The 26,199-nt window shown below is 67.1% G+C and carries 29 protein-coding genes; 12 read left to right on the top strand and 17 right to left on the bottom strand.

Annotated elements, in window-relative coordinates:
* Positions 1-82: 82 nt before the first annotated feature.
* The 12 genes from WS78_RS21525 to gvpA all read right to left on the bottom strand — a co-directional run bounded on the left by WS78_RS21525 (position 83) and on the right by gvpA (position 6,304).
* The gene (locus tag WS78_RS21525; RefSeq protein WP_052144977.1) at positions 83-1,030 is read right to left on the bottom strand and encodes an ABC transporter substrate-binding protein; all 948 of its coding nucleotides are present in this window, start codon (positions 1,028-1,030) and stop codon (positions 83-85) included.
* Between the two features lie 78 nt (positions 1,031-1,108).
* Complete coding sequence (locus WS78_RS21520; protein ID WP_038743627.1) at positions 1,109-1,660, bottom strand: GNAT family N-acetyltransferase; 552 nt, start codon at positions 1,658-1,660, stop codon at positions 1,109-1,111.
* A gap of 587 nt (positions 1,661-2,247) precedes the next feature.
* Positions 2,248-2,568: a gas vesicle protein gene (locus WS78_RS21510; RefSeq protein WP_038743625.1), complete on the bottom strand. Its 321-nt coding sequence runs from the start codon at positions 2,566-2,568 to the stop codon at positions 2,248-2,250.
* Between the two features lie 10 nt (positions 2,569-2,578).
* Positions 2,579-2,941 (bottom strand): gas vesicle protein K, encoded by a 363-nt coding sequence (locus WS78_RS21505; protein WP_038743874.1) that lies wholly within the window; start codon positions 2,939-2,941, stop codon positions 2,579-2,581.
* On the bottom strand, positions 2,938-3,195 hold the full coding sequence (locus WS78_RS21500) for a gas vesicle protein (protein ID WP_226377278.1): 258 nt from the start codon (positions 3,193-3,195) through the stop codon (positions 2,938-2,940). Before WS78_RS21500 ends, WS78_RS21505 begins: the two co-directional genes overlap by 4 nt.
* Complete coding sequence (locus tag WS78_RS21495) at positions 3,192-3,419, bottom strand: gas vesicle protein GvpG (protein ID WP_038743621.1); 228 nt, start codon at positions 3,417-3,419, stop codon at positions 3,192-3,194. Before WS78_RS21495 ends, WS78_RS21500 begins: the two co-directional genes overlap by 4 nt.
* Before the next feature lie 8 nt (positions 3,420-3,427).
* Positions 3,428-4,177, bottom strand: coding sequence for a GvpL/GvpF family gas vesicle protein (locus tag WS78_RS21490; protein ID WP_059576212.1), 750 nt, complete (start codon positions 4,175-4,177; stop codon positions 3,428-3,430).
* The gene (locus WS78_RS21485) at positions 4,164-4,397 is read right to left on the bottom strand and encodes a hypothetical protein (RefSeq protein WP_038743616.1); all 234 of its coding nucleotides are present in this window, start codon (positions 4,395-4,397) and stop codon (positions 4,164-4,166) included. The genes WS78_RS21490 and WS78_RS21485 overlap by 14 nt, the downstream gene beginning before the upstream one ends.
* Positions 4,398-4,407: 10 nt before the next feature.
* Positions 4,408-4,683, bottom strand: a complete 276-nt coding sequence (locus tag WS78_RS21480) for a hypothetical protein (protein WP_038743613.1) — start codon at positions 4,681-4,683, stop codon at positions 4,408-4,410.
* Positions 4,684-4,686: 3 nt separating this feature from the next.
* The gene (gene gvpN, locus WS78_RS21475) at positions 4,687-5,634 is read right to left on the bottom strand and encodes a gas vesicle protein GvpN (RefSeq protein WP_226377277.1); all 948 of its coding nucleotides are present in this window, start codon (positions 5,632-5,634) and stop codon (positions 4,687-4,689) included.
* 92 nt (positions 5,635-5,726) lie between these two features.
* Positions 5,727-6,008, bottom strand: coding sequence for a hypothetical protein (locus WS78_RS21470; RefSeq protein ID WP_038743608.1), 282 nt, complete (start codon positions 6,006-6,008; stop codon positions 5,727-5,729).
* Between the two features lie 74 nt (positions 6,009-6,082).
* On the bottom strand, positions 6,083-6,304 hold the full coding sequence (gene gvpA / locus WS78_RS21465) for a gas vesicle structural protein GvpA (protein ID WP_010109838.1): 222 nt from the start codon (positions 6,302-6,304) through the stop codon (positions 6,083-6,085).
* A 77-nt stretch (positions 6,305-6,381) separates the two neighbouring features.
* Between gvpA and WS78_RS36130 the strand changes: the two genes are divergently transcribed.
* The 7 genes from WS78_RS36130 to WS78_RS21435 all read left to right on the top strand — a co-directional run bounded on the left by WS78_RS36130 (position 6,382) and on the right by WS78_RS21435 (position 12,982).
* Complete coding sequence (locus WS78_RS36130) at positions 6,382-6,567, top strand: hypothetical protein (protein WP_145986863.1); 186 nt, start codon at positions 6,382-6,384, stop codon at positions 6,565-6,567.
* A gap of 213 nt (positions 6,568-6,780) precedes the next feature.
* Positions 6,781-7,383: a hypothetical protein gene (locus tag WS78_RS21460; protein ID WP_038743605.1), complete on the top strand. Its 603-nt coding sequence runs from the start codon at positions 6,781-6,783 to the stop codon at positions 7,381-7,383.
* 13 nt (positions 7,384-7,396) lie between these two features.
* Positions 7,397-8,797, top strand: a complete 1,401-nt coding sequence (locus tag WS78_RS21455) for a sigma-54-dependent transcriptional regulator (RefSeq protein ID WP_038743603.1) — start codon at positions 7,397-7,399, stop codon at positions 8,795-8,797.
* Positions 8,781-9,290: an Hsp20/alpha crystallin family protein gene (locus WS78_RS21450; RefSeq protein WP_038743601.1), complete on the top strand. Its 510-nt coding sequence runs from the start codon at positions 8,781-8,783 to the stop codon at positions 9,288-9,290. The genes WS78_RS21455 and WS78_RS21450 overlap by 17 nt, the downstream gene beginning before the upstream one ends.
* Before the next feature lie 7 nt (positions 9,291-9,297).
* Positions 9,298-11,439 carry a CDC48 family AAA ATPase gene (locus tag WS78_RS21445; RefSeq protein WP_038743599.1) on the top strand — a complete coding sequence of 714 codons (2,142 nt, stop codon included), beginning with the start codon at positions 9,298-9,300 and terminating at the stop codon, positions 11,437-11,439.
* The gene (locus tag WS78_RS21440; RefSeq protein ID WP_059576215.1) at positions 11,436-12,236 is read left to right on the top strand and encodes a GvpL/GvpF family gas vesicle protein; all 801 of its coding nucleotides are present in this window, start codon (positions 11,436-11,438) and stop codon (positions 12,234-12,236) included. Before WS78_RS21445 ends, WS78_RS21440 begins: the two co-directional genes overlap by 4 nt.
* Positions 12,224-12,982, top strand: a complete 759-nt coding sequence (locus tag WS78_RS21435; RefSeq protein WP_059576217.1) for a GvpL/GvpF family gas vesicle protein — start codon at positions 12,224-12,226, stop codon at positions 12,980-12,982. Before WS78_RS21440 ends, WS78_RS21435 begins: the two co-directional genes overlap by 13 nt.
* Before the next feature lie 287 nt (positions 12,983-13,269).
* Here the strand turns inward: WS78_RS21435 and WS78_RS21430 are convergent, their stop codons facing one another.
* Both WS78_RS21430 and WS78_RS36125 read right to left on the bottom strand, forming a co-directional pair.
* Positions 13,270-14,292: a succinylglutamate desuccinylase/aspartoacylase family protein gene (locus tag WS78_RS21430; RefSeq protein WP_059576220.1), complete on the bottom strand. Its 1,023-nt coding sequence runs from the start codon at positions 14,290-14,292 to the stop codon at positions 13,270-13,272.
* A gap of 53 nt (positions 14,293-14,345) precedes the next feature.
* Positions 14,346-14,858 carry a hypothetical protein gene (locus WS78_RS36125; protein WP_059576223.1) on the bottom strand — a complete coding sequence of 171 codons (513 nt, stop codon included), beginning with the start codon at positions 14,856-14,858 and terminating at the stop codon, positions 14,346-14,348.
* A 205-nt stretch (positions 14,859-15,063) separates the two neighbouring features.
* Here WS78_RS36125 and WS78_RS21420 point away from each other — a divergent pair, with 205 nt between their 5' ends.
* From WS78_RS21420 to WS78_RS37710, 3 genes are all read left to right on the top strand, one after another.
* On the top strand, positions 15,064-15,297 hold the full coding sequence (locus tag WS78_RS21420; RefSeq protein ID WP_059576226.1) for a DUF7661 family protein: 234 nt from the start codon (positions 15,064-15,066) through the stop codon (positions 15,295-15,297).
* A 226-nt stretch (positions 15,298-15,523) separates the two neighbouring features.
* A complete protein-coding gene (locus WS78_RS37715) occupies positions 15,524-16,471 on the top strand; it encodes a YihY/virulence factor BrkB family protein (RefSeq protein ID WP_059576229.1) in 948 nt (315 codons plus the stop codon).
* 459 nt (positions 16,472-16,930) lie between these two features.
* Entirely contained in the window at positions 16,931-18,085 is a 1,155-nt protein-coding gene (locus WS78_RS37710; protein WP_038743590.1) for a porin, read from the top strand.
* Positions 18,086-20,306: 2,221 nt separating this feature from the next.
* On the opposite strand, the gene WS78_RS21410 is transcribed toward WS78_RS37710, so the two are convergent.
* On the bottom strand, positions 20,307-20,750 hold the full coding sequence (locus tag WS78_RS21410) for an HU family DNA-binding protein (RefSeq protein ID WP_038743586.1): 444 nt from the start codon (positions 20,748-20,750) through the stop codon (positions 20,307-20,309).
* A 274-nt stretch (positions 20,751-21,024) separates the two neighbouring features.
* Here WS78_RS21410 and WS78_RS21400 point away from each other — a divergent pair, with 274 nt between their 5' ends.
* Complete coding sequence (locus WS78_RS21400; protein ID WP_059576231.1) at positions 21,025-22,152, top strand: acyltransferase family protein; 1,128 nt, start codon at positions 21,025-21,027, stop codon at positions 22,150-22,152.
* 835 nt (positions 22,153-22,987) lie between these two features.
* On the opposite strand, the gene galU is transcribed toward WS78_RS21400, so the two are convergent.
* On the bottom strand, positions 22,988-23,875 hold the full coding sequence (gene galU, locus WS78_RS21395; protein WP_038743581.1) for a UTP--glucose-1-phosphate uridylyltransferase GalU: 888 nt from the start codon (positions 23,873-23,875) through the stop codon (positions 22,988-22,990).
* 275 nt (positions 23,876-24,150) lie between these two features.
* The gene (locus WS78_RS37190) at positions 24,151-24,294 is read right to left on the bottom strand and encodes a hypothetical protein (protein WP_009915643.1); all 144 of its coding nucleotides are present in this window, start codon (positions 24,292-24,294) and stop codon (positions 24,151-24,153) included.
* Between the two features lie 218 nt (positions 24,295-24,512).
* On the opposite strand from WS78_RS37190, the gene WS78_RS21385 reads away from it, so the two are divergent.
* Positions 24,513-25,685: an acyltransferase family protein gene (locus WS78_RS21385; protein WP_059576234.1), complete on the top strand. Its 1,173-nt coding sequence runs from the start codon at positions 24,513-24,515 to the stop codon at positions 25,683-25,685.
* Positions 25,686-26,199 lie beyond the last annotated feature (514 nt).

Below are 26,199 nucleotides of genomic sequence, written 5' to 3'. Positions count from 1 at the left end.
CGTCGCGCCGGCGTCGCGCGTGTCGCTGGCGTCGCGCGTGTTCGTCGAGCTTCGCGAACGGCCGTCGCGCAGGCATCGCGCATCACGTCTTCGGCAAGCCCGGCGGATTCGTCCGAGACGCGTCGATCGCCTCGGAACCGAGACTCCAGCGGTCGAGCACGCGGCGGTACGCGCCGTTCCTGATGAAATCGTTGATCGCGATCGTGAACGGCTCGGCGAGGCCGCTGCCCCTGCGCGTCGTGACCGCGATGTCCGCCGTGCGCGGCCAGCCGCCGCTCACGGCGCCGACGAGCTTCGTCCGGTGCTGCTGCGCGGCCTGGTACGCGAGCACCGAGTTCACGCTGAAGATCGCGTCCGCGCGGCCCGCCTGCAGCGCGACGTTCTTCACCGCGTGATCGTCGTAATACTGGACCGTGACGGGCTTGAGCCCGTGCGCGACGTTCTCGCGATCCCATTCGAGCAGGATCTTTTCCTGGTTGGTGCCGGCGTCGGTGATCACGCGCAGGCCCGCGACGTCCTTCGGCTCCTTGATCGACGCGATCTTGCTGTCGGACTTCACGTAGAAGCCGACCTGATCCTTGCGATACGTCGAGAAATCGAACTTCGCCTTGCGCTCCTCGGTCACGGTCACGTTCGACAGCACCGCGTCGACGCGGCCCGATTCGAGCGCGAGCGGCCAGTCGGCCCACGCGAGCGCGACGATCTTCAGCTTGCGGCCGAGGCTGTCGGCGAGCAGTTGCGCGAGATCGGCGTCGAAGCCGACGACGGTGCGCGCATCGGTCGCGTACGAACTGATGGGCGGCTGGCTCGGCGCGATGCCGATGGTCAGCGCGTCGGGCTCGGCGAACTTGAACGCTGCGGGCAGCGCGCGGATCACGGTCTCGTCGCGCGCGCCGCGCACGCGGCCCGGCTGCCCGGGGCTCAAATCGAACGTGACGGCGAACGCCGCCGCGCTCGCGCCGATCAGCACGGCGGCGGCCACCGCGCGCGCGGCGGATCGGACGAATGGCTTCGTGTATTGCAATGTCATCGGCGATTCCTGTTGGTGGCGAATGTGGTGTCGTTTTCGATGCGACATGCCGGTGTGAGCCGCGGGCCTCGCATCGCGTCATTCGACCGGCGCGGCCGGCACGGGCGCGCGCAGGTCGCCGAGCGTGTCGGCGCGGCGCGGCTCGATCAGATCCTTGCCGAACGGCAGATGCACGTAGATCTCGGGGTCGACGTCGCGATCGAACAGCGCCGCGTACCCGGCGTCGAGATACAGCGCCCATGCCTCCGGCTGCCGGAAGCCCGTCGTCAGATAGACGCGCCGATAGCCTTGCCGCGCCGCGCGCAGCTCGAGTTCGCGAACCACGCGCCGCGCGAGCCCCTGGCGCCGCAGATCGGCGCGCGTCCAGATCCGCTTGAGCTCCGCCGTCTGCGCGTCGTAGCGCTTGAAGGCGCCGCCGCCGATCGTCTCGCCGTCGCGGATCAGCAGGATGAACGCGCCTTCGGGCGGCGCGAACAGCTCGGCCGGATAGCGCGCGAGCTCCGCTTCCGCGGACGCGAGGCTGTCGGGCCGATACGCGCGGTAGCGCGCCGCGTATTCGTCGATCAGCGCGTCGATCAGTGGCTTCGCGCGCGCGTCGTGCGGCGCGGTGTCGATAATGCTGTCGGTCATGGCGAGATCGTCGGAGGCGAACGGTCGCGCGCGGCCGGCGCCGCCGGCATGACGGCTCGCCGCCTTCGGCGCGCCCGTTCGTTCTGCGGAACAAGGGCAGCGGCGTGTTCGTCGCGTTCGGACGCGCGCCCGTGTCGCCCGGCGCGCGCTCGTCGCGACGTCATCCCGCTGCCATGTCCGTCACCTTAGCGTTTCGACTCGCAAAGGCTAACCAAGCAATTTCGATATCGATATCGGCGGTGGCGTAGCAAGGATTTCGGGGAAGCGGACAGCGCCGGCGCGAGCCCGTGCGACGTGGCGCGCGGCGGGCGAAACCGGGCCGGCGTCGAAGAAAGCGCCGTTGGAAAGACGCATGGCGCGTGGCCGACGCGCGCGGCGCGCCATGATCCGGCGATGCGACCGGCCGGGCGCGGCAGCGATGCCGGCCACCGACCATCCGGCGCGTCAGCGTTGCGGCGCGAAGAGCGCGAAGAGCGCTTCGCCGCGCACGGACGAACGCCGTCCGCTCGCGGCGCCGGAAAAATCCGGCGCGCTCACGCCCGCCCTTCGATCCGCTCCGATGTCGCGTGCGCCGCGCGGCGCACGCGTCACCGACGCCCTGCGTCGGCGTGCGCGGCGGCCCCCGCCGCGACGTCGACGGCGGCGGTCCGGCCCGGCAGCGCGGATCGCGCTCTGTCCGGCCCCAGAAAGAACGAATCGGCGTTCCACCAGTCGACGCCGAGTTCCCTCGCCTTATCGACGGAGCAGACCAGCAGCCGGATGCGGATCGTCAGAAGCTCGACGTCGACCAGATTGATGCGGATGTCTCCGGTAATGACGACGCCCTTGTCGAGCACGCGCTCGAGCAGATCGGCCACGGTCGTACTGGAAACGCTGTGCGGCGGCGAAGCGGTGCGTGGCTGGCTCATTGGATGGCTCTCAAAAAAGACGGCCGAGCGGGCCGAGATCGAGATTCAGATCGGCATCGGTGAAGCCGAACTGCCCGGCGAGCCGCTCGATCTCCTCGGCCTGCCGCATCAGCGCGAGCCCCAACCGCTCGATTTCGTCATCGTTCAGGCTGCCGGCCTCGATTCGCCGCAACGCCTGCCGTTCGAGCAGTTCGTGCAAGAGCTTCATCAGCGCCAGAACGAGCTTCGCGAGGCCGTTGCCCGCGGAAGCGGCCGCGACGTCGACGCGTTGCGTCGCGCGTGGCGGCGGCGCCTGTTGCTGCGCCAGCGCTTGTTCCAGCGCGGCGGCGAGTGCGGCGGCGTTCGATACCGCCGCCGCGTGCGGCGCATTCATCGGCACTCCTCTTCGCGTGACATCGCGCGGCCGGCCAACGCGGTTTCCACCGAAGTCAGAAGGAGGCGCAGATGCAAATAGAGCAGATCGACGTCGGCTACCGACACGACCACCTGCGCGGAAATCACCGCGCCCTTGTTGAGAATCCGGTCCAGCGACTCGCACAGCGACAGCCGCTGCGCGAGCTCGGCCGGCACGGGTTCGCCGTCCGCGCTGCGCACGGCATGAAACGGCGGCGAGCAAGGCGATGTCACGGCGTTTCCAGGCTGTCCAGGCGATCGAGCAACGCCCGCTCGCGCGACTCGAATTCGGCCTCGTCGATCTGGCCGGATTCGAGTTCGCGATAGAGCTCGACGAGCGCCGCCTTGGTCGTCTCGATGTCGGCGATCGTCTCGTCCTCGGCGGCCTGCGCGATCTCCTCGAAAATCCAGAACATGCCCTTGATCGGCGCGGCGAGCAGGTTATCGAGAATGAACATGGCACCCTTCACAGACTCATGTTGAGATTGACGAAATGGTGAGGCGGGCACGGTCCGCTGTATTTCAGCGTCAGCGAATCGTCGAGAACGCGCGACGCGGCGGCCACGCCCGACTCGAACCGGCCGAGCTCGGCGTTTCGCACGAGGCAGGTCAAGCGCAGGATTTCCGTCTCGTGCCGCAGCGGATCGCGCCGGATCTCCTTGCAGCACGCGTCGAGCGCCTCGTCCACGCTTGCCGCATGGCGCGCCCGCTCTTCGTTCAGCACGCGCTCGAAGCGGCTGCCCAACTCGATCTTGTCGTCGCGCGTGGCCGCGCCGCCGAGCGCCAGCATGGCGTCGCGCGCGGCCTTCAGATCGGGGCGAACGTCGATCAGATGGCGAAAGAGATCCGGCACGTCCCAGTTCAGGCGCACGCTCATTTCCACGTGGCCCACGAGCCGCGCGAGTTCGCCGGCGAGCGCCGTCCGGTGCTTCTTGAGCATCCTGCGCAGCGCGACTTCGCTCGTCGCGATCGTGCCGAACGCCACCGGCAGCACGGTGCCGGCGGCCGCGAGGCTCTGGATCACCGTGTGATGAGCGAGCAAGTGGCGCCGCTCGGGACGGACCTTCGCGAGCCCCGTATCGCTGACGATCACCGCGACGTCGCCGTCGGTCAGTGCATGGACGGCCGTTCCGCCGATCCCGGGCGGAAGGCTCGGCGGCACGTCCCGCGCATGCTGGACGCCGTACAGATAGCGGGCGCCGCTATGGCTGGTCATGCTGCACCTCGCGCGAGGCCGGCTTGCGCATGGCGGGCTGCGCGCCGTGAGGCACGATCACGGAGGCTTCCTGGAGACGGACGGACTCGACGCAGCCTTCGACGATGTCCACCATCAGCAGCGAATGGCAAACCCAGCAACGCAGCGCGCCGTGGTATCGGGCGTACGAATCGTCGTCGACCTCGATCTGGTGCCCGCAGGAAATGCAGTTGATATGCATGATGTCCCTCTCAATATCGGATCTGGAACGATCCGCGGATGTCGCCCGTCTGAGGCGCTTCGTTTTCGATCGCCGCATGCAGCCTGGCCTTTTCCCGGTCCAGATCGGCGATCCGGCCATCGACGGCGGCGATGCGCCGCAGCGCGGCTTGCCGCTCGATGTTCCGCCGGCTTTTCTCCATTTCGATGCACGAAATCCTCATGTACATGCTGTGCACCGGCATCGGCGTCATGCCGGGCGTATGTCGAGCACGAATGTCGTGCACCCCTTTTCTCGGAATCGGCATGATTCATCTCCGCGCTTTCGTGCGCCGGCCTGCTTGACGGGTGGCCTGCGGGACGGGCTCCAGGTCCACCCCGAGGATGTCCCTGCAGGCCCATAGGTAGCCGGCGTTCTCGCGCGTCGCCTCGCCGCCGCAATACGCGAGCGCACGTGCGAGCGCGATGGCCGCCCGGAGGCTGGGATGGTGGCCGCTCTCGTCGGCGTCGCGCAGCCGGCGGGTGAGATCGACGATGCGCTCCGCGTCCGCGCGCGCGATTTCGGAGCGGGCCCGGACGATCTCGACCTCCGTCTCGCGATCGTAGTGCCCCACCTGGATCGTGATCAGCCGGCCCATCAACGCGTTCTGCGTCTTGTGCACGCCCACATACTCTTCCGGATTCGACGTGAAGATCGCGCGAAAGCCCGGATGCACCGTCAGATAACCGGCGCCCGTCATGCGATTGGGCAAGTTCAGGATGCCTTCCGACAATACCGGCAGCAGCGCGTTGTTCGCTTCCGGCCGGGATCGGTTGAATTCGTCGTAAATGAGCGTGAGGCCGTGCTGGCAAGCCGTCGTCAGGCGATTGTCGATCCAGGTCGTGGTCATTTCCTCCTCGGTCTTGACCACCGAATGGATGAAGTTGTCGACCACCCGCGAGCGGCGGTATCCGGCGCCGCGGCCAACGAGGTCGGCACTGCCGAGTTCGTCGTCGCCGTGCATCAGCACGACTTGCCGACCGAGCTGAGCGGCGATGTGGAACGCGAGCGTGGTCTTGCCGGTGCCCGACGGCCCCGCGAGATGCACTCCGTAGCCCGCGCCGAGATACGTCAGCGCACGTTCGGTGAGATTGCGAACGGCGGGCGTCTGCACGAACTCGGCACTCGCTTCCAATCGCACCCTGTCTCGAGTGCCGCCATCGCCATTCGCGCCGCGCGCCGCTGCAACCAGTTCCGGCGGTGGGGCGAGATCGGTCATGATTCCCTCCAGTTATCGGAAAGCATCGGCAGGCGCAGCGGTCGGCCAAGCGCATCGTATCGGCGGGCCGCCGCGCCCGGTCGCAAACGGCCCTAGCCTCGCCAGGCGCGGTGGGCTCCCCTCAGATCGGCGTCGAACGAGCGTCGGAGATCACGCACGCGCTCGACCAGGTCCGTCACGAATGCAGTTCGGGCGTCGCGCGCTTGGCTGAACATGCCGGCATTGGCCAGATGCAGTTGCCGCAGCAGTTGGGCGACTTCCGTTCGCAGGTCCTCGCGCGAATCCGCCAGCTTCTGCAGCAGTCTCTGCCGCTCCCTGTGGCCCGCCGTGACTTCCTGATGCAGGCGGGCCATGTCTTGCGTCAAGCTGTTCATGGCTGTTCCTTTCGAGGCCGACCGCTTTACCGCGGCCGGAAACCAAGTTGCCCGCCATGCGGCGGCAACGTCGGTCACGCTGCTGGCGCTGCGGCAGTCGCGGTCAGACCGATTGCTTCGGCATACTTGAGATAGGTTTCGACCGATGCAATGACGACGCGGGCTTCGATCGAAAGCAGCTCGATGCCGACGAGCGACACCTTCGCCCACACGTCGATGACGATGCCCTTGTCGAGAATGCGATCGACAACTTCGGCCAGGCTCGACGAGTCAGTCGATTTCTGCACTTTGGCCATGATGGCCTCCTTGCGATGCGTTGATAGGAAAAGACCTTTGCGCTGCAGGAGCAGGCTACGCCCTCAAAGCAACCCCCATGCCGGAGCGTGCCGCTTCGCGCGCGAATGTCGTCGCGCGAGCCTTCGCCGGGCGCGCGGCGCCAATGGCCGACAGCCTGGAATCGCGATGCAGGAAAAATCGCCGCCAAATCCGCCGTTCGAGACAATGCGCCGGCATCGCGATTTTTCATTTTTGTATTTCGATCAATATCGAAATCGATTGAAGCGCCGTTTGCGCAAACGCGCATATCCGGCATATGGAAGCGGCGTCGCGGTATGGAAAGCGTTCCATGGAATGCTATCCATACCGCCCTCGAAGCGAGACCCACGCGCCGCGCAAATGCTGCCGCAGACGGCCGGCTTATTTCCTATGATGACAATTGCAGCATGGGTTGGACGCCATGCAAAGAAACGGAAAATCGCAAAGGGGAGCGGCCATGTCCGACAGCAGCCGCACATTGATTTATATCCCGATTCTCCATACCGGCATCGACATGGGGCAAGCCGCACCGCTTCTCGCCGACGCCGCGCAAACCACACTCGGCGCGAACGCGTGGCGACGCCGCGCACTCGATATCGAGCACATGTGGGACGGCATCGAAGCGGCCATTCCTCGGCTCGGCCTCGATCTGAAATCCCTGCACATCTATCAGGACGGCTTGCCGGTATGCGGCCACGAGCTCGAGATCGTCGACGACCTCGCGAAGGCCGGCAGCCGCAATCATCGCTTGCTGCAGACGCTGAGTCGCGAAGGCGCGACGATCGTCGGCACCGAAGCGCCGGAATTGCTGGTGGAGGAATACGAGCTCGCATGGCGGCTGCTCAACGCCGCTTCCGCGGACGGGCAGCGAACCGACGTCGAGAACCGGCTCGCGTCCGACATGCTGCAGCGACGCGACCGGTTCATCGCGCATCGAATCGACGAGACGCTGCCGGCGGGCGGCACCGGCATGCTGTTCGTCGGCGCGCTGCACCGCGTGGCCCCCCTGCTGCCGCCCGATCTGGCTGTGAGCTATCCGCTCGGCAGCCCGGCGATCTGACGCGACGAACGTCATGAACTCGGTTCCAAGTGCGCTGCCGGCGCGCGTGCTGATCGTCAACGAGCCGATTTTCGGCTCGCGGCTGACGCAGCTGCTGCGCGGCGCGGGCCTCGACGCCGTGTCCGCGCAAACCGGCTACGCGGCGCTCCGAACCCTGGAGCAACAGCGCTCCGATGCGGTGGTGCTCGACGACCGCCTGCTGGACATGAGCGGGCTCGACCTGCTGCACGCGATCCGGCGGCAGACGCCGCAGATGCCGGCGGTGGTGCTCACCGACCAGCCGGACGTGCAGGGCGCGATCGGCGCAATGCGCGAGGGCGTCCAGGACTGCGTGTCGAAGTCGGTCGACGACGACGTCCTGATGAGCGCGATCCGAACGGCGCTCACGAACGGCGGCGGCCGGAGCAGCGAGCCTTCGGTGGCCGCCAGCCTGTGCGAGAGCATGGGGCCGAGCGAAGCCGTCGCCCGCCTGATCGCACGGATCGGGCTCGTGGCGAAAAGCACGTTTTCAGTGCTGATCCTCGGCGAAAGCGGCGCGGGCAAGGAACTGGTTGCACGCGCGATCCACCGCGGCAGCGGAAGGCGCGCGGCGCCGTTCGTCGCGATCGACTGCGGCGCGATACCGGAGCAGCTGCTCGAATCGGAACTCTACGGCTACGAAAAAGGCGCGTTCACCGGCGCGGCCATCGCCAAGCCCGGCAAGTTCTCGGCGGCGAACCGCGGCACGCTGTTTCTCGACGAGATCGCCAACCTGCCGCTCGCGTCGCAAGCGAAGCTGCTGCGCGTGATCCAGGAGCGCACGCTGTATCGTGTGGGCGGCAACACGCCGTTGCCGCTGGACGTGCGCATCGTCGCCGCCGCCAACGAAGACGTCGAGCAAAAGGCGCTCGAAGGCGGCTTCCGCAGCGACCTCTTCTTCAGGCTGTCCGAATTCGTGATTCACGTCCCGCCGCTGCGCGAACGGCGCGACGACATCCTCTACCTCGCGCAGCACTTCGCCGCGCAAACCTGCGCGGAACTGGACAAGCCCGCCGTCACGTTCGCCGACGCCACCTGCGAGCTCTTGCTGAATCACCCGTGGCCGGGCAACGTCCGGCAGTTGCGCAACTCGATCCGGCAAGCCGTTCTCGTCGCCGGCGATGTCGTGCAGCCGGCTCACCTCAATATCGCATCGTCCGGCAAGCACGCGGCGCCGCTGACGGAATTCGGCTGGGAAGGACTGTCCCTGAAGGAGGTGGTACGACGCAATATCGCCGACATCGAGCGGCGGGTCATCGAACAGGTGTTGCAGGCGACGCACGGCAACAAGGCCCAAGCGGCACGAGTCTTGCAAGTCGACTACAAGACCATCCATTCGAAGGTCAAGGAATACCGCATCGAATTCCGAGGAGTCGACGATGAAGACCAAGCGTGACGGAGCGAAAGAATCGGCCAGTGGCTTCGAAGGCATCATGTCGGGCATCGTGAACCTGGTGGAGAAGCTCAACGAACTGGCCCAGACCGGCAATGAACTTCAGTTGCTGAAGGAGCGCGCGACCGATGCGGGCATCCGCGGTGTCTACGGCATCAACATCAAGGTCGGCTTGGGACAGGACAAGGACCGAGTCTCGGTCGAGCCGTTCGGCAACATCCGCAAGGACAAATCCGGCCACGCGGTGGTGCAGGAAGTCATCGAGCCGATCGTGGACGTGTTCGAGGAGAGCGACCATACGCTCGTGGTGGCCGAGATGCCGGGCGTGAGCCTGGAAGACGTGAGACTCGATGTCCAGGACGACGTGCTCACGATCGTCGCCGAGCACCGCCCCAAAAAATACATCAAGGAAGTGCAGTTGCCGCGCCCGTACACGCGCGACCAGATGCAGTTCGGGTGCAACAACGGGATTCTCGAAATCCGGTGCACGGACTGAGGCGACCATGGACAAAGCGGAACAGACCGGGCTCGAGCTCCGCGTGACGGAGGGCAACGCCCGCGACGTCGGGCGCGCGCTCGCGCGCATGGGGCCGGAGGACCTCATCCTGCTGGACGCGGCCGTGGGCGACCTGGTCGAGGTGCGCGGCAAGCGCGCCACCGTATGCAAGGCGATGCTCGCGCACAAGGAGCTGCGCGCCCAGTCGCGCGTGCAGTTGGACGGCGTCGTGCGCGGCAACGCGGGCGCCGCCATCGACGAGACCGTCACGCTGAAAAAGGTGGCCGCGCGTGCGGCGAACCTGGTGCAGCTGACCCCCATCAACGCCGCCCCCGCGCCGGGCGATCTCGACTACATCGCGGGCCTGCTCGACGGCCTGCCGGTGATCGAGGGCGACCGCATCCGCGCGACGCTGTTCGGCAGCCGCAACGCGGATTTCAAGGTGACGAGCTGCACGCCGCGCGGACCGGTGCTGATCGGCCCGAACACCGAGCTGTCGATCGGGCGGCCCGCGAAAGGCGAACCCGCGGTGGTCGCCCCGTCGCTGTCGTACGAGGATGTCGGCGGCCTCAAGCCGCAATTGATGCGCATCCGCGAAATGATCGAGCTGCCGCTGCGCTATCCCGAAGTCTTCGAGCGGCTCGGCGTCGACGCGCCCAAAGGGGTGTTGCTGTACGGCCCGCCGGGCTGCGGCAAGACGCTGATCGCACGGGCCATCGCGCACGAATGCGACGCCGCCTTCTTCTCGGTGTCGGGCCCCGAAGTCATCCACAAGTTCTACGGCGAATCGGAGGCGCACCTGCGCAAGATCTTCGAGGAAGCCGCGCGCAAGGCGCCCGCCATCGTTTTTCTGGACGAAATCGACGCGATCGCGCCCAAGCGCGAAACGGTCGTCGGCGAGGTGGAAAAGCGCGTGGTCGCGCAGCTGCTGGCGTTGATGGACGGGCTGAACGGCCGCCAGCAAGTCATCGTGATCGCCGCCACCAATCTGCCGAACGCGCTCGATCCGGCGTTGCGCCGGCCGGGCCGTTTCGATCGCGAGATCGCGATTCCGATTCCCGATCGCAACGGCCGTCTCGAAGTGCTCGAAATCCACAGTCGCGGCATGCCGCTCGCGGCCGACGTCGACCTGGATCGTCTCGCCGACATCACGCACGGTTTCGTCGGCGCGGATCTCGAGGCGCTGTGCAAGGAGGCGGCCATGCTTTGCCTGCGCCGGCTCATGTCGACACTCGATCTCGGCCTGCGCACGATTTCCTACGAGCAGCTCGATCGCCTCGTCGTGAACATGGACGATTTCCTGTCCGCGCTGGCCGAGATCGACCCGTCGGCGATTCGCGAAGTCTTCGTCGAGGTTCCCAACGTGCGCTGGGAGGACGTCGGCGGCCTCGGCAACGCGAAGGCGCAGTTGATCGAGGCGCTGGAGTGGCCGCTCAGGTATCCGGAGCTGCTGACTCGCGCGGGCGCCAAGCCCTCCAAGGGCATCTTGCTCGTCGGCCCGCCCGGTTGCGGCAAGACCTGGCTCGCGAAAGCCGCGGCCAACGAGTGCGGCGTCAATTTCATTCCGGTCAAAGGGCCGGAGTTGATGTCGAAATACATCGGCGAATCGGAAAAAGGCGTGCGCGACGTGTTCCGCAAAGCGCGGCACGCGGCGCCCTGCTTGCTGTTTTTCGACGAAATCGATGCGCTCGCGCCCCGACGCGGCGAAGGCGCCAGCGGCGCGCACGTGCCGGAGCGCCTGTTGTCGCAGTTTCTGGCCGAATTCGACGGCATCGAGGAGCTCAAAGGCGTGATGGTGCTCGCCGCCACGAACCGCATCGACATGCTCGATCCGGCCGTGCTGCGGCCCGGCCGCTTCGACGAGATCGTCGAGATCGCGCTGCCCGACCCGGCCGCGCGCCGCGAGATTTTCGACGTGCACCTGCGCCGCAAGCCGCTCGCCGCCGACGTGACCGGCGACTGGCTGGCGGAGGCGAGCAGCGGGTTCTCCGCGGCCGAGATCGCGTCGGTATGCCGCCGCGCGGCGCTGTCGGCGGTGCGGCGCGCGCTCGCCGCGGACATCCGCGATCCAGCGCGGCTGCACCTGAGCGCCGCGGACCTGGACGATGCGATCCAGGAAGCAAGCCAGCGGCGCAAGCAAACGCAATGAACGCCGCCCTTTATCTGTTTTGCTTCGCGCGCGCCGAGCGCCTCGCCCCGGCATGGGCGACGAGGCCGCCTGGCGAGCCGCGGCTGCAACTGCTGCGCGACGGGGATCTGGCCGCGGTGCTCTGCGACGCGTCGCGCAGCGAGTTTGCCGGAGCCGACGCCGAGCGGCGGCTGACGGACCCGGCCTGGATCGCCGGCCGCGTGGCCATTCATGCCGCGGTGATCGAGTGGACGATGCGATATTCGCCGGTCTTTCCGGCCCAGTTCGGCGCGCTGTTTTCCAGTGCCGACCGGGTCATCGCATCGATGCAAAGCGCTCACGCGCACATCAGCCGCGTTCTCGATCTCGTCGACGGCAAGACGGAGTGGGCGGTCAAAGGCTGGCTCGATCGGCGAGCGGCCACCGACTCGCAAGCCGCGCTGCTTCGCGCCGAAGAACCCGAATGGGCCGCCCGCGCGACGGGCACCCATTATCTGCGCGAGCGGCAGCTTCAGGCCCGGGCCGGGCACAATCTGCGCGGCTGGCTCGAGCAAAGCGTGCCGCCCGTCTCGGCGCGATTGCAGCGCCACGCGGTGCAGATGTGCAGCCGGCCGTCGCGGGCCTCGGATTCACCGAACGAAATCGTCGCGAACTGGGCGTTCCTCGTGCGAAACCGCGATGTCCAGGCATTCCGTCGGCAAGCGAAAGCCGTCGACGCCGAGTTCGCCGCACGGGGATTGCATTTCGACTTTTCCGGGCCCTGGCCGCCGTACAGCTTTTGCGCCCCGCTCGCCGAAGAGACGACATGGTCTGGCTGACCTACGCCGTGCTGACGCAAAAGGGTTCCTTCGCGCTGCCGTCGGGCGTGGACGGCGCACGGCTCGAAATCGTGGACGGCGCGCACCTGCGCACCGTCGTCTCGGAGCACGCTCGGGCGCCATCCGCGACGATACCGGCGGCGCTCGCGTTCGGCGAGACCGTGGCGACGCTCTTCCGGCACGGCGCCGTCGTGCCGATGCGCTTTCCCACTTGCCTCGACGACAAGCGAGCCGTGCGCGAGTGGCTCGACGACGAAAGCGATACGTATCGCGATCTACTGCAGCGAATCGACGGCTGCGTCGAAATGGGGCTGAGATTTCGGCCTCCCGACGAGCGGCACGCGCGGCCGCACCCGCAAGCAGGCGGCCCCGGCCACGCCTATCTTGCCGCTCGCGCGGCGCCCAATTCCGTCGCGCTGTCGCACGGGGAACGCATCGCGGCGGCGCTTCGCGACCTGTACCGCGACTGGCGGTTCGACGGACAGGTGGAAGGCTTCGCGAGCCTGTGCTTTCTCGTTAGGCAAGCGACGCTCGACGATTTCGTCGAGCGATGCCGGCAAACGGCGCGCCGCACCGCCTTGCCGCTCTATGTGTCCGGCCCATGGCCGCCGTACAGCTTCGCCGCGGGTGAGCGGGCGTCGGCAGCGGAGCCGCCGCGCGCGTTCGGACCGACGAGTCGCCCGTCGACCGCCGCATCGAGATCCGGAAACGGCGCGGGTCGAGAAAGGGACGGCCGCGCGCCTTGAAAGCCTCGAGCGGATTGCCGAACGGCCCGCCCTGACGCGCGCGGCGAGACGCGGGACGCAGCATGCGATTCGCCGCCGTGCGCCGTGCAATTCGCGATTCGCGTCTCTTCACGTTGCCCATCGCGGGCAGTCACGCGCCAGCGCCCGACGTAAGGCGTAAGAGGCGCAGGGCGCAGGGCACCGCAGCGTGTCGCGATGCGTGGCGCGCCGTCGCGACGTCGGCCGCATCGAATCCTCCGCGACGCGTTCGCGTCGCCACGCTCGCCCGGGCGCACGCACCCGCACGATCACGCCGACGCGTCGTCTTGCGCTAGCTGAAACAGGCAATCGCCGCGCCGCACCTGCGCGGGCACGCGCTTGCAGACGACTTCGCCGTCGCTCGCGAAGCACTGCGTGACGGGCTCGCGCAGCGGCGTATCGGGAAAATGGATCAGCGCGGCGGGCTGCCCCGCGTGCACGCGCGCGCCGAGCTCGACGAGCGGCTCGTAGAGCCCCCTGTCGTACGCATAGACATAGTGATGCGCGCCGCCCACCCGCATGAAGCGTGTCGTCGCGGGCGGACTGTCCGGCACGAGCGGGCCGCGCAGCGCGCCGACGAAACCGAGAAAATGCAGCAGCCCGCGACGCGCGTCGCGGATCAACGCCGGGTCGGCCATGCCGCCGCCGCCCAGTTCGGTCAGGATCGAGATCGCGCCCTGCCGGCGCGCGGCCGACGACGCATGCACCGGATTCGGCGCGTGCAGGAACGCGCGCGGCAGGCCGAACGCGGCGAGCAACTCGCGTACGCGCGCGCGCTCCGCCGCGTCGCGCGGCTCGAGCGCGAGCATGTTGCCGCCTCGATAGAGCAGCGAGCTGCCGCCCGAATGCAGATCGATCAAATACTGCGCGCGCGGCAGCAGCGTGTGCTCGATGTAGTCGGCGATCACGGCGGTCGGCGCGCCGGCGGGGTCGCCGGGGAAGCTGCGGTTCAGGTTGCCGCCGTCGATCGGCGACACGCGCGCGCCGGCGTCCGCCGCCGGAAAGTTCGCCATCGGCAGGAAGATCAACTGCCCGGCGACATGCGCCGCATCGATCTCCCGCACGATGCGCGACACGACGATCTGCCCTTCGTACTCGTCGCCGTGATTGCCGGCCATCACGAGCACGACGGGGCCGCTGCCGTTGCGGATCGACACGACCGGAATCGGAATCCATCCGTACGCCGAACGATGGACCGAGTGCGGCAGGCGCAGATAGCCGGCATGCTTGCCGTTCGCGTCGAGATCGACTTCGCTGCGGATGGGATTTCGAAAGCGGGAGGTGTCGGTCATGGTCGGCATCGGCCTGCGGCGGCCTGGGCGGGAACGGGATGGTGTCATGAAGCTTACCGGCAATCGCCGGCGAACGCTCGGGGCGGCGGCACGCGGCGCGCCGTTGCCGTTGCCGTTGCCGTTGCCGTTGCCGCGCCGCGGTGCGGTGGTGCCGCGGTGCGGTGCCGCCGCATTGCCGGCGACGCTCCGGCAGCGCGGCGCGCGACAGCCCCGCCGCCGTTGCGATTGGCGTCGGCGTTGCATTTGCCGAGCATGTTTCGGCGGTGCGTTGGTCGCTGCATGTCGCGGCATGTCGCGGGCGTTGCGGGCGTTGCGGGCGTTGCGGGCGTTGCGGGCGTCAGCAGCGTATCGCAACGCCGCGTCGGCGGAAACGACGAATGCGTTCCATCGTTATGCGCCACACGATGCTTTGCATAGCGCATGCACGGCATCGACGCCGCCGAGCACGTCGAGCGCATCCGCAACATCCGCAACATCCGCAGCATCCGCAGCATCCGCAGCATCCGGAGCAGCGGGAGCAGCGGGAGCAGCGGGAGCAACCGGAGCAGCCGGAGAATGGAGAACATCAAACCCGTCGAATGCACCGACGCATCGAGCGCATCACAGGGCGATTTTCTGCTAACGTCGCGTTGCGGCCGCGTTCGCGTCGAGCAAGCGCGCGCCGCGGCAAGAACGCCATCGTTCGCGCAGCGCGCGTACAGGCATGAAAGCCGCGCGAACGATCACCGCGGCTCACGAGGCCGAAACGCCCAACCTTCGGGAGCCCCACGCATGACGACTCTCCGCTTCGACGTATTCGGCAAGCAGATCCTCGTCGAACGCGCGCAGGATCGCTGGGTGCCGTTCTATCCCGGCTCGGACGGCAAGCGTCGTCCCGCGCATTTCGTCATTCCCGATTTCCTCGAAGCCGAAGAACTCGGCCAATATCTCGGCGACCTGTTTCACGAAAGCGCGACGCCCGACAACGGCGACGTCCGGCGTCTCGATCTGCCCGAGCCCGATTGACCGCGCGGCGAGCGGCGGCCGCCTCCGCGCCCGCGACGGCGAACCGCGACGGCACGCGCCCGCCGCCCCGAAGGCGCAGCAAAGCCACGCGCGTCCGGCCCCTGCGCCCCGTGCCGTCGCCCGTGTTCGCCGGATTGAATAAACTTTTCTCATCGGCCGGCGTCCGACGCAAGAACGGCAAACGACTCCGGCGCGCCCACCATGTTCGCGCCCGTACGCGCAATCCATGAAACCCTTGATTCCACAGCAACCGCACAAGCTCGTCCGCCACAACGTCAACTGGGCGGTCAACGCGTTCAAACGCTTCTCCTCCGACCGCTGCGCCGCGATGGCCGCGAGCATCGCGTTCTATTCGGCGTTCTCGCTCGCGCCCACGCTCGTGATGGTGATCGCGGTCGCCGGCTGGTTCTTCGGCGCCGACGCCGCGCGCGGCGAGGTATTCAGCCACGTGCACGAGCTGATCGGCAACGAGGCGGCGGCCGGCGTGCAGACGATCGTCGAGAGCGCGCACCGCAGCGGCAGCCGCGGCGGCCTCGCGGCGCTGATCTCGTTCGCGATGCTCGCGCTCGGCGCATCGGCGACGTTCGCGTCGCTCAACACGGCGCTCAGCGTGATCTGGCCCGCCACCGGCACACGCGCATCCTCGGTGCTCGGCCTCGTGCGGGTGCGGCTGATCTCGTTCGGGCTGGTGCTCGGCGTCGCGTTCCTGCTGATCGTGTCGCTCGTGCTCGACACCGCGATCACGTTCATCGGCCGCTGGCTGTGGGGCGCGTCGCCGTACGTCGTGATCGGCAATCTGCTGCAGTTCTCGATCGGCATCGCGGTGCTCGCGTTCGCGTTCGGCACGCTGATGAAGTTCCTGCCGGACGCACGCGTATCGAATCGCGACGCGATGACGGGCGGCATCGTCTCCGCCGTGCTGTTCTCGGCGGGCAAGAAGCTGTTCGCGCTGTACCTCGCGCACGCGGGCACCGCGAGCGCGTTCGGCGCGGCGGGATCGTTCGCGGTGCTGCTGATGTGGCTGTACTTCTCGGCCGCGGTGCTGCTGCTCGGCGCGGAGTTCGCGGCGGCGCGCGGCGCGGCGCACGCGTCGGACGCCCTCTCGGCCGAGGCCGAGGCCGAAGCCGAAATCGGCGGAAAGGCCGCGACGGCACGCAGCGACTCGCGCGATTGACGCGCCAAACCGCCGCCTCTCTCGGTACGGCCCGCTCCTTACGCCCGCCTTTCCGGTTCTTGCGCGCACGCAAACGTTCGGCTCGACGCATCCGCGCACCGAGCGCCACGACGCAACCGCGTCGCGCCGCATCCGGTCGAGGCCGCCGCGCGCACATCGATCGCCGCCGTGGTTCGCCTCGCACGCGCAAACGTTTGCCCACCTAGATTTCGTTGCGGAAACAGGTCGAAAAGGCATGGCTACACGGGGGCAACGTTCGTTTCCGCAACAATCGCACCGCAACAATCCTCCGTCGCTCCCCGAATCGAAACAATCTCTTATCTAGTTGATATAAAACGACTTTCCGTCGCTGTCACCTTTTTGAGACACTTTATTTTTTTGGATTTCTTGCGTCTGGTGCAGTGCGCTATTCTCCAATCCGCAACAAATAACGACTCACTCGCGTGGAGAAATAACTCGATGAAGAAACTTGCTCTGTCTACCCTCTCGCTCGCCCTGCTGGGCGCCGCCGGTGCAGCTCAGGCTCAAAGCAGCGTCACGCTGTATGGCGTGATTGACACGTCGATCACCTACGTCCACGGCAACGATGGCAAGGCCAACAACGCGTGGCTGATGGGCAGCGGCAACCTGCAAGGCAGCCGCTGGGGCCTGAAGGGCACCGAAGACCTCGGCGCCGGCCTGAAGGCGATCTTCCAGTTGGAAAACGGCTTCAACTCGAACGACGGCACGCTCGGCCAAGGCAAGCGCATGTTCGGCCGCCAGGCGTTCGTCGGTCTGCAAAGCGATCAATACGGCACGCTGACGCTCGGCCGCCAGTACGATCCGCTCGTCGACCTGGTTCAGCCGGTCACCGCGGACAACTACTTCGGCAGCCTGTTCGCCACGCCGGGCGACGTCGACAACAACGACAACAGCCTGCGCGTGAACAACACGGTCAAGTACACGTCGCCCGTGTTCGCCGGCTTCCAGTTCGAAGCCCTGTACGGCTTCAGCGGCATCGCGGGTTCGCCCGGCCAAGGCCAGACGTGGTCGGCAGCCGCCGCTTACAACAACGGCCCGATCGGCGTCGCCGCCGGCTATTTCTACACGTCGAACCCGTCGCCGGCGAGCGGCGTGCGCTCGACGTGGAGCGGTTCGTCCGACGCGATCTTCGACGGCGCGATCAACTCCGGCTACACGAGCGCGAAGTCGATCGGCATCGCCCAAGTGGCAGGCCAGTACGTGTTCGGCCCGGTCACGGTCGGCCTCGGCTACAGCAACTCGCAATACAAGCCGGACGGCTTCTCGGGCTTCTCGTCGACCGAGAAGTACAACACGGGCCGCGGCTTCGTGACGTACCAGGCGACGCCGGCAATACTGCTCGGCCTCGGCTATGCATACACGAAGGCGAGCGGCGACACCGATGCGAAGTACCACCAAGTGTCGCTCGGCGCGGACTACGCGCTGTCCAAGCGCACGGACGTGTACCTCGCCGGCGCCTACCAGCACGCGAGCGGCACGCAGCGCCTCGACGCGACGACGACGCAATCGGCGCAAGCATCGATCGGCTCGTACGGCGTCAACGGTACGAAGTCGCAAGAGATGGTCGCGCTCGGCCTGCGCCACAAGTTCTAAGCGCAGCTGCGGGCAGCGGCTCGGCGGCGCCTTCGGGCGTCGCGGGCCGCGACCGCAAAGCCGGCCCGAACGCCCATGCGGACGGCCGGCTTGATGAGATGGCCGGCCTGATGGCCGAAACAGCCCGATCGGCTTACGCTGATCGGGCTGTTTCCTTTTGGGGGATCGTCATGGAGACGGCATCGCCGATCGGGATCGATCCGGGCGAGCATGGCTCCTGTTTGCATGCACATGGCTGCGTCGGGCCGCAAGGCTTTTCGCAAGAGGATTACACGCAGCAAGCACTATACGCGCTCCGATGGCTTCGGTCAGGCTCCTGGGGCCTGCACCCCTGCGCCTCGCTCGCGGCGCCGGCAAGGCCGCCATGGCGCGCCCGTGAGCCCTCGGCTTCACCGCCGCGAGCCGGCCGACGCGCGACGCAGCCGGCGACGAGTCGAGAACGGAAGAGTCGACCGGCAAGATGCGCCGTCGCGCCCTGTTGTCAAGTCATCCCGTCGATCTGTCGATCTGTCGATCTGTCGATCTGTCGGTCTGTCGGTCTGTCGGTCTGTCGGTCTGTCGGTCTGTCGGTCTGTCGGTCTGTCGGTCTGTCGGTCTGTCGGTCTGTCGGTCTGCCGGTCTGCCGGTCTGCCGGTCTGCCGGTCAGTTGCCGCACACGCTTTCCGCGCAGCAAACCTCCGAGCGCGACCGCGCGGTCGATGGGTTCCCGGCAGCGCCTCCATATGCCGCTCGCTGGTGTTGCGCGACGCCGCGCCGATCGTATGCCGACGCTTCATCACATCTGACCGGATATGAGCCGGCTTGCTCGACGAACGCAGGATCGATCGACCATCAATCGCCGTGGCGGCTGCCGATGCAAGCCTTTCATCCGCGCCTTCCGGCTCCGCGAGTACGCAACCAATCGACGACATCAATGATCGCCCGGCGCCCATCGGCCTTGCCGCGATCGCGCGGCATGCGCGACACCTCCGCCCGGCGCCGCATGCGTTCCGTGGCCACATGTCCCGGGCGTCAGCCGCATGCATGAATTCGGTCGCGTGCCTGCATGACGCTCGCGAACGGCGCAAAACGCCATGCCGAACTTGCGCCGGCACTTCATTGCACCGCGCCACATACGTCCCGGCACGCCCGACGCGTCCGGCATCGATCGACGATTCAGGCGTTCGGCTGCCGACGGACGGTGCAGCGCATGCGCGTGCCGATTCGACGCAAACGACGCCGCGCGACGACGACCGTCGTCGTTCGCAATCGGGCCGCGCGCGGTTTCGCGCTCGCGCGAGCTGCGTCACGGAACCACGCGCGTCACCTCCCGATCGCTCCGTGCAGCGCGTTGCCGATGCAAGCGCGAAGCGAGGCGCTTGGCGGCGCGCCTCCCCCCGCACGCAATCTCGAAATGAATCCGCGTCGCATGCGTGTACGTCGTGTGCCGCGCATCGATGTGTCGTCGATGCTCGCAGGTCGATGCTCGCAGGTCGACACCAGCAGGCCGACACTCGCAGATCGCGCACGCCGGCCGCCGATCGCCACGCGCTCGCCGCACCGGCTCATTCGACCGTCGACGACTCGGCGCTTCGATCGCTCGGCGGCCCTTTCACCAAGCAGCCGGCGCTCAGCTCGCTCTTGCGTGCGCCGCACGACGCACGCGGAACGTCACGCTGCCGGCAGCCCGCCGTCGAGCATCACGCGACGACATGGCATCGCATCGTCACGGCATCGGCCCGTCGATCGGCGGCAATCGAGAGACGCATGTCTCGCTGTCTCGCCGCGACGTCTCCGCGATCGCCGCTACCGGCTACGTCAGACAATGTCCATTCGCGACGGCATTCGACGGCATTCGCGGCGCTCGCGCGTGACCGGCTGCGCATCGCCAGCCGCCTTCCTCGCCGCTTCCTCGCCGCTTCCTCGCCCCTTCCTCGCCCCTTCCTCGCGCCTCGTCGCATCGAGGCGGACTATCGCGGCACCGCACCGCGTCGCGTCCAATCACGCCGAACCACTCCGAATCAGGCCGAATCGCGCCGCAGCACGTCCGCGCGCGCGCATGTCCACGTCTGCACGCCCGCACGTCTACACGTCCGCACACCCATGCGCCCACACGGCATCGCATCACGCCACATCACGTCACGCCGCGCACAGACAAAAAAATCCCCGCGCGCTTTCGCACGCGGGGACTTTTTCGGACTATCGCAGCTACCGGACGATTCCGGCAAGCCGCACGCCGTCCTTACGCTGCCGCGTCCTTCAGCTTCTTCAGCGCGCGAGCCTTCACGCGCACGCTGGCCGGCTTCGCCGGGAACCAGCGCTCTTCGCCCGTGAACGGGTCCTTGCCGAAGCGCTTCTTCTTCGCCGGCACGGCTTGCGCCGTGATCTTCAGCAGACCCGGCAGCGTGAACTCGCCTGCGCCCTTCTTGTGGATCGAGCCCAGCACGACGTTCTCGAGTGCCGCGAGCACTGCCTTGACAGCCTTCAGTTCGACGGTCGCGCGCTCGGCGATGTGCGTTGCGAGCGAAGCCTTCGTGAACTTGTCCTTCAGCGGCGTCGGAGCGGCGGGCGCCTTCGCGACAGCCTTCTTGGCCACTACTTTCTTCGCGGGCGCTGCTTTTTTGGCAGCCACTTTCTTGGCCGGTGCGGCAGCCTTCTTAGCCACCTTTTTTGCGGAAGTCGCCATGTTTCTCCTACCAGGTGTGGTCGTTGGATACACGAAGCGCGCGACATGCGAGCTTCAACGCCGGATTCTACAAGCGCCGCGCCGCTTCGTGCAGCACTTTTATGCGTTATCCACGGGTTTCCCGCAGGTTTTGTTGCGCGCCGCTGACTACGGAAGTCGTTTCGACCCGTGTGCGCAGCGCTTTTTGCGTCGCGCATCGATTCGCTCGAGCGAATTATGTTCGACATTTGCATTCCTATACTGTCCGCCGGCATCGCATCGTTTGGGATTTGGAATGCGCGCAGTCAAACACGTTAGAGGGCTCGACGGTTTGCGCGCCGTCGCCGTCACACTCGTCTTCCTGTCGCACCGCGCGCACTTCGGCGCGCTCGACGTCGGCCAGATCGGCGTCTGGGCGTTCTTCCTCATCAGCGGCTTGCTGATCGTCGGCGAGCTGCACCGCAGCCGGCTCGCGATCGAGCGCGGCGCATCGTGCCGCCGCTACGCGTTCTGGCTGTTCGCGGGCAAGCGCGCGCTGCGCATCCTGCCCGTCTACTATCTGCTGCTCGCCGCGCTCGCGATCGCGCATCACCACCTCTATCAGCACGACGTCGACCTCGGGCTGCGCTGGCATGCGGTGTTTCTGTCGGACTATTGGATCGGCGCCGTCAAGGAGGGCTGGCCAGGCACCACGTCGCATTTCTGGAGCCTCGCCGTCGAACAGCAGTTCTACCTGATCGCGCCGATCGCGCTGCTCTCCACCCGCGCGTCGCGCCATCTCGCGCTGTGCGCGGCGGGCATCGCGCTCGCCGCGGCCGCGCATCTACTGCTCTATCTGCAACACGCGTCGCCCGTGCTCATTTACGCGTTCTCGCCGTGGAATTTCGCGTTGATCGCGCTCGGCGGCGTCGGCGGCATTCTGCGCAGCGGCGGCGTGACCGCGCCCGAAGGCGTGCTCGGCGCGCTGATGCCGTGGGCCGGCGCGGCGGGCGTCGCGTTCTGCTCGACGCTGACACTGTGGGCCGCGCCGCTTTCCGCGACGGCGAGCGGCCTCGCGGACATCGGCCTCGGCGTGTCGATCGGCATCGTGCTGTTCTGGATCGTGAGCCGTCCCGAACATCCGGCCGTCGCGCTGCTCGAATGGGCGCCGATCGCGTACCTCGGCACGATCAGCTACGGTTTCTATCTGTTTCACAACCTGATCCCGGAGCGCATCGGCGTGATGCCGCGCATCTACGAGCGGCTACGCGTGCCGCATTCGCTGCAGGACATACTGCCTGAAATCCTGCAGTTCGCGCTGTCCGTGCTGCTCGCGCACCTTTCATGGCAGTACCTGGAAAAGCGTGTGCTCGACTACAAGAAGCCGCTCGAAGCCGCCTTGCGGCGGCGGTTCGCGCCGCGCGAGCGCGCGGCCGCGCGGTGACGGACGCGATGCCGCAATGGACGCGCTCGCGGCGGCCAAGGGCCGTTGCGAGCCGCGTCGTACAGCAAACGCATGCGACACGAACGCGCGGTCGCGCGGTGACAGGCGTCGATCGGACGCGCGCGACATGCGGACTACCGTGCGGAGACCACCGCGTGCGGGCAGCCGCGTGCGGGCGGCGCGGCGGCGGCGGCGCGGTCGAATCGGTGCGCGACTGCGGCGCGGGCCGCGATCGGCGCGTCGATGCACACGCACACCGCGCCACGCATGGCGAGGCAGGCTTCGGATGACGAACGGCGGATCGGTCGGGACGGAGAGTTGGGACGCGCGCCCGCATACACGCATACACGCATACACGCATGCGCGACCGCGCGACCTCGGGTCCGTTCGCTCGACGTCGCCCCGCTCGGCGCGATGACGCCATCCTGCTGCGAATCGCGGTTCAAGCGCGGCTTTACGCTGCGCCGCCCGCGATCATGCGTTCATTCCGGCAGCGCTCGCGTTTCGGCTAGCGGCAACGTCGCGACGCGGTCGCGATGAAGCGGGATCAATCGGCGGAATGCCGGACAGCCGCCGCGGGCGAGCGATGTCAGTCGGCGCGCGGTTGCATGGCGATACCCTGCTTGCGGCCGACGATCTCCACCGGCAAGCAGCCACGGCCACCCTGCCGCTCGAAAGCCGTTCGAATTCGGGACGCCCGCGCGCGGCCGCGCCGCCTTGCATCGCCGTGCGCCCCAGACACAACCCAGACACAAAAATGCCCCGGCTCGTGCGAACCGGGGCGAACGGAACAACCACCACACACCTTGGACGTCAGAATCAGAAGACGGGGATGCTAAGCAACCGCGGCGAGCGCCGGCAGGCAGTTGCGCAGGTACGCCTCGAATTCGCGGCCCACTTCCGGATGCCGGAGCGCGAGCTCGACGGTCGCCTTCAGGTAGCCGAGCTTGCTGCCGCAGTCGAAGCGGGTGCCGTAATAGCGGTATGCAAGCACCTGCTCCTCGGTCAGCAGCGACTGCACCGCGTCCGTCAGCTGCAGCTCGCCGCCCGCGCCCGGCTTGATCTTGCGCAGATGATCGAAGATGCTCGGCATCAGCACGTAGCGCCCGACGACGCCGAGATTCGACGGCGCATGCTCGGGCGCCGGCTTCTCGATGATGCCCGACAGCTTGATGATGTCCTCTTCCCACTCGCGGCCTTCGACGACGCCGTACGAGCGGCTGTCTTCACGCTCGATCGTCTCGACGCCGATCACCGAGCTGTGATAGTGGTTGAAGACGTCGACGAGCTGCTTGAGCACCGGCTGGTCGCCGTGCAGCAGATCGTCGGCGAGGATCACCGCGAACGGCTCGCCGTGCACGAGCTTCTCCGCGCACAGCACCGCGTGGCCGAGGCCGAGCGCGGCCGCCTGGCGCACGTAGAAGCAATCGACATGGCTCGGCTTGATGCCGCGCACGAGCTCGAGCAGCTTCTCCTTGCCGCGCGCCTCGAGCTCGGACTCGATCTCGAACGACTTGTCGAAGTGATCCTCGATCGCGCGCTTGCTGCGCCCCGTCACGAAGATCATCTCGGTGATGCCCGCGTTGATCGCCTCTTCGACCGCATACTGGATCAGCGGCTTGTCGACGACCGGCAGCATTTCCTTGGGACTCGCCTTGGTGGCGGGCAAAAACCGTGTGCCGAGACCGGCAACGGGGAACACGGCTTTGGTGACTTTCAACATGATCGCATCCCGAAAGTGTTGACGATTGGCCGGGCGTCACATGTCGGGGTCGCACGCCGCGCGCCGCTTCGCTCGACGAACGATGCGCATCGGCATCCGACGCGCCGGCAAAACATCAATCTGAATAAAAGTCTGCTGGACGCGGTTCCACTTTCATTAATATGAAAGGGCCGCCCGGATATAGGCATATTCGGATAATCGTCGCGAAGTCGGTCGATCTTGCCGGCCTGCCGGGTGCTTCGCGACAATTTACCGATTCGATCCGGCACGTTCAATTATTCGAACTCCTCCGAATAAGGCGCGCCGCCGCGGCCAAAGCCGAAGCGGTTGATCGGCTCGTTCTTCAGCGCGTCCCGATACGCCGACAACACGGCCATGACGAGCAGTACGGCGCCGCTTGCGATCCAATGCATGTCCATCGTGGACTCCTTCCTTCAATCGACATGGGATCTCAAGCTATCAGAAAAAAATCGATAAATAATTTGCCTCCATGCCGCAACGTGAAAAGCGTTACGAACGGATACGATTAATTACATTTATTCGGAAAGCGATTTTTTTATTCTCCCGCCCGGATTTCTTGCGGATTACGATCGAATGGCGCCATTTGCGCCTTTCTCATTGCAAGGAACCGGACCGCATGAATGCTTCGAGCGTGACGCCGGGTGCGCGGCCGCCCGCCACCGACCACAAGGAACACCTGATCGACGCGCTGCGAGGCTTCGCCGCGCTGCTCGTCGCGTATTTCCACTGCCGTCAGGTCGTGTGGGTCGGAATGCAGAGCTTCCATCGGACGTATGGCCACGCGCTGGACCCGAGCGTGATCGTCGGCTATCTGACGTTCCCGTTCGCGTGGGGCTCGGCCGGCGTGCCGATCTTCTTCGTGATCAGCGGCTATTGCATCCACCGCAATGCCGCGCTCAAGCTCGCCGCCGATCCGTCGTACCGGCTCAACGCGCCGAATTTCTGGGCGCGCCGCTTCGCGCGGATCTACCCGGTGCTGCTCGCCGCGCTCATCGCGACGCTCGTGCTCGATTCGATCAGCCTGCAGTTCGAGCCCGTCAGCCACAAGATCCGCGACATCGGGCTCGCGTCGTTCGTCGTCAACCTGCTGTCGCTGCAGGGCGTCGCGGGCTACACGTACGGGTCGAACGGCGCGCTGTGGACGCTGTCGCTCGAAGTGCAGTTCTACGCGATCTACCCGCTCCTCTTCGCGGCGCGACGCCGCTTCGGGATGCTGCCTGTCGTCGTCGCGATCGCGCTCGTCAACGCCGCGTCGGCATGGCTGCTCGAACGGCACGATCTGCAGTTCTTCACGTCGTACTGGCTGTCGTGGACGGTCGGCGCGTGGATCGCCGACGTTCGCGCGCGGCGCGACGCGCACGCCGCGCACGCCCCGTCGCGGCTCTGGTACGTGGCCGCGGCGGCGGGCGTCGCGCTCGGCTGCGTCGCGTTCCACTTCGGGCAATACGCCGCGTTCCAGCTTTGGGCGGCAGGCTTCGCGTGCTATCTGTACGCGGCGCTCGCGCGGCCCGTGTCGGCGTCCGCGCCGATGCGGGCGCTGTCTTGGTTCGGCAATTTCAGCTATTCGCTGTACCTGATCCATCTGCCGTTCTTCGTGTGCCTCGCGTCGGTGCTGTATCGCTCGCAGTTGCAGTTGTCGATCTGGCCGTCGCTCATGTTCATCGCGGCCGTCATCCCCGTCGCGTATCTGTTCTATCGAATGTTCGAGTTGCCGGCGATGCGCTGGTCGACGAACCTCAAGCCGAAGCGTGCCGTCGCGGCGGCCGCGCAGCAGCGGATGCCGGTTTGACGGACGGCACGGGCCGCGCGGGTGGTACGGGTGGTGCGAGTGGCGCAGGTGACGCGGGTGGCACGCGGCCCGTGTGCGGGCCGGCGCGGGCCCGATGCCCGGGCGCACTCGCGGGCAGGCCCGGGTCGCGAAGCGGCGGCAAGGCCGTCGGCATGCGCCTGGCCGTCGGGTGAGTCGCGTGTCCGCGCCCCGGCGGCGGCGGCGCGGCGGCAACGCGGCGGGCGTCGCCGATACCGCGCTGTCGGAGCGCGGCGGCCAGCAGCCAGTCCGTCGTTTGGCCCGGAAGATGGAATGCAGCCGGCCGATCCTCACCGATCGGCGCGAGTGCGAATCCACGCCGTCGACATTCGCCTTATCGTTCGGCCAATCGCGCCTGCGCACGGCGGCGGCGATGTGAGCGCCTTTCCTTATCCGCGGCCGCCGAAGCGCCGACCGCCCGCGGTTGGTCCGTCGCTTGGCATCGGATATCGGCGGAGCATCGCGCCCCGAACCGAACGCCGCCGAACGAATCGAC

Origin of the sequence: Burkholderia savannae (assembly GCF_001524445.2) — a bacterium.
GTDB lineage: Bacteria > Pseudomonadota > Gammaproteobacteria > Burkholderiales > Burkholderiaceae > Burkholderia > Burkholderia savannae.
The sequence above is the reverse complement of the archived record's forward strand: the minus strand, read 5'-3'. Positions and strand labels throughout refer to the sequence as shown.

Excerpts from the sequence above, each read along its gene's own strand:
- WS78_RS21400 (WP_059576231.1), top strand. The coding sequence starts at position 21,025 with ATGCGCGCAGTCAAACACGTTAGAGGGCTCGACGGTTTGCGCGCCGTC.
- WS78_RS37715 (WP_059576229.1), top strand. The coding sequence starts at position 15,524 with ATGAAACCCTTGATTCCACAGCAACCGCACAAGCTCGTCCGCCACAAC.
- galU (WP_038743581.1), bottom strand. The coding sequence starts at position 23,875 with ATGTTGAAAGTCACCAAAGCCGTGTTCCCCGTTGCCGGTCTCGGCACA.
- WS78_RS21510 (WP_038743625.1), bottom strand. The coding sequence starts at position 2,568 with ATGAGCCAGCCACGCACCGCTTCGCCGCCGCACAGCGTTTCCAGTACG.
- WS78_RS21460 (WP_038743605.1), top strand. The coding sequence starts at position 6,781 with ATGTCCGACAGCAGCCGCACATTGATTTATATCCCGATTCTCCATACC.
- WS78_RS36130 (WP_145986863.1), top strand. The coding sequence starts at position 6,382 with ATGCCGGAGCGTGCCGCTTCGCGCGCGAATGTCGTCGCGCGAGCCTTC.
- WS78_RS21445 (WP_038743599.1), top strand. The coding sequence starts at position 9,298 with ATGGACAAAGCGGAACAGACCGGGCTCGAGCTCCGCGTGACGGAGGGC.
- WS78_RS36125 (WP_059576223.1), bottom strand. The coding sequence starts at position 14,858 with ATGTTCTCCATTCTCCGGCTGCTCCGGTTGCTCCCGCTGCTCCCGCTG.
- WS78_RS21450 (WP_038743601.1), top strand. The coding sequence starts at position 8,781 with ATGAAGACCAAGCGTGACGGAGCGAAAGAATCGGCCAGTGGCTTCGAA.
- WS78_RS21505 (WP_038743874.1), bottom strand. The coding sequence starts at position 2,941 with ATGAATGCGCCGCACGCGGCGGCGGTATCGAACGCCGCCGCACTCGCC.
- WS78_RS37710 (WP_038743590.1), top strand. The coding sequence starts at position 16,931 with ATGAAGAAACTTGCTCTGTCTACCCTCTCGCTCGCCCTGCTGGGCGCC.
- gvpA (WP_010109838.1), bottom strand. The coding sequence starts at position 6,304 with ATGGCCAAAGTGCAGAAATCGACTGACTCGTCGAGCCTGGCCGAAGTT.
- WS78_RS21435 (WP_059576217.1), top strand. The coding sequence starts at position 12,224 with ATGGTCTGGCTGACCTACGCCGTGCTGACGCAAAAGGGTTCCTTCGCG.
- WS78_RS21480 (WP_038743613.1), bottom strand. The coding sequence starts at position 4,683 with ATGCCGATTCCGAGAAAAGGGGTGCACGACATTCGTGCTCGACATACG.
- WS78_RS21410 (WP_038743586.1), bottom strand. The coding sequence starts at position 20,750 with ATGGCGACTTCCGCAAAAAAGGTGGCTAAGAAGGCTGCCGCACCGGCC.
- WS78_RS37190 (WP_009915643.1), bottom strand. The coding sequence starts at position 24,294 with ATGGACATGCATTGGATCGCAAGCGGCGCCGTACTGCTCGTCATGGCC.
- WS78_RS21440 (WP_059576215.1), top strand. The coding sequence starts at position 11,436 with ATGAACGCCGCCCTTTATCTGTTTTGCTTCGCGCGCGCCGAGCGCCTC.
- WS78_RS21525 (WP_052144977.1), bottom strand. The coding sequence starts at position 1,030 with ATGACATTGCAATACACGAAGCCATTCGTCCGATCCGCCGCGCGCGCG.
- WS78_RS21430 (WP_059576220.1), bottom strand. The coding sequence starts at position 14,292 with ATGACCGACACCTCCCGCTTTCGAAATCCCATCCGCAGCGAAGTCGAT.
- WS78_RS21420 (WP_059576226.1), top strand. The coding sequence starts at position 15,064 with ATGACGACTCTCCGCTTCGACGTATTCGGCAAGCAGATCCTCGTCGAA.
- WS78_RS21455 (WP_038743603.1), top strand. The coding sequence starts at position 7,397 with ATGAACTCGGTTCCAAGTGCGCTGCCGGCGCGCGTGCTGATCGTCAAC.
- WS78_RS21520 (WP_038743627.1), bottom strand. The coding sequence starts at position 1,660 with ATGACCGACAGCATTATCGACACCGCGCCGCACGACGCGCGCGCGAAG.
- WS78_RS21385 (WP_059576234.1), top strand. The coding sequence starts at position 24,513 with ATGAATGCTTCGAGCGTGACGCCGGGTGCGCGGCCGCCCGCCACCGAC.
- WS78_RS21470 (WP_038743608.1), bottom strand. The coding sequence starts at position 6,008 with ATGAACAGCTTGACGCAAGACATGGCCCGCCTGCATCAGGAAGTCACG.
- WS78_RS21495 (WP_038743621.1), bottom strand. The coding sequence starts at position 3,419 with ATGTTCATTCTCGATAACCTGCTCGCCGCGCCGATCAAGGGCATGTTC.
- gvpN (WP_226377277.1), bottom strand. The coding sequence starts at position 5,634 with ATGACCGATCTCGCCCCACCGCCGGAACTGGTTGCAGCGGCGCGCGGC.
- WS78_RS21490 (WP_059576212.1), bottom strand. The coding sequence starts at position 4,177 with ATGACCAGCCATAGCGGCGCCCGCTATCTGTACGGCGTCCAGCATGCG.
- WS78_RS21485 (WP_038743616.1), bottom strand. The coding sequence starts at position 4,397 with ATGCATATCAACTGCATTTCCTGCGGGCACCAGATCGAGGTCGACGAC.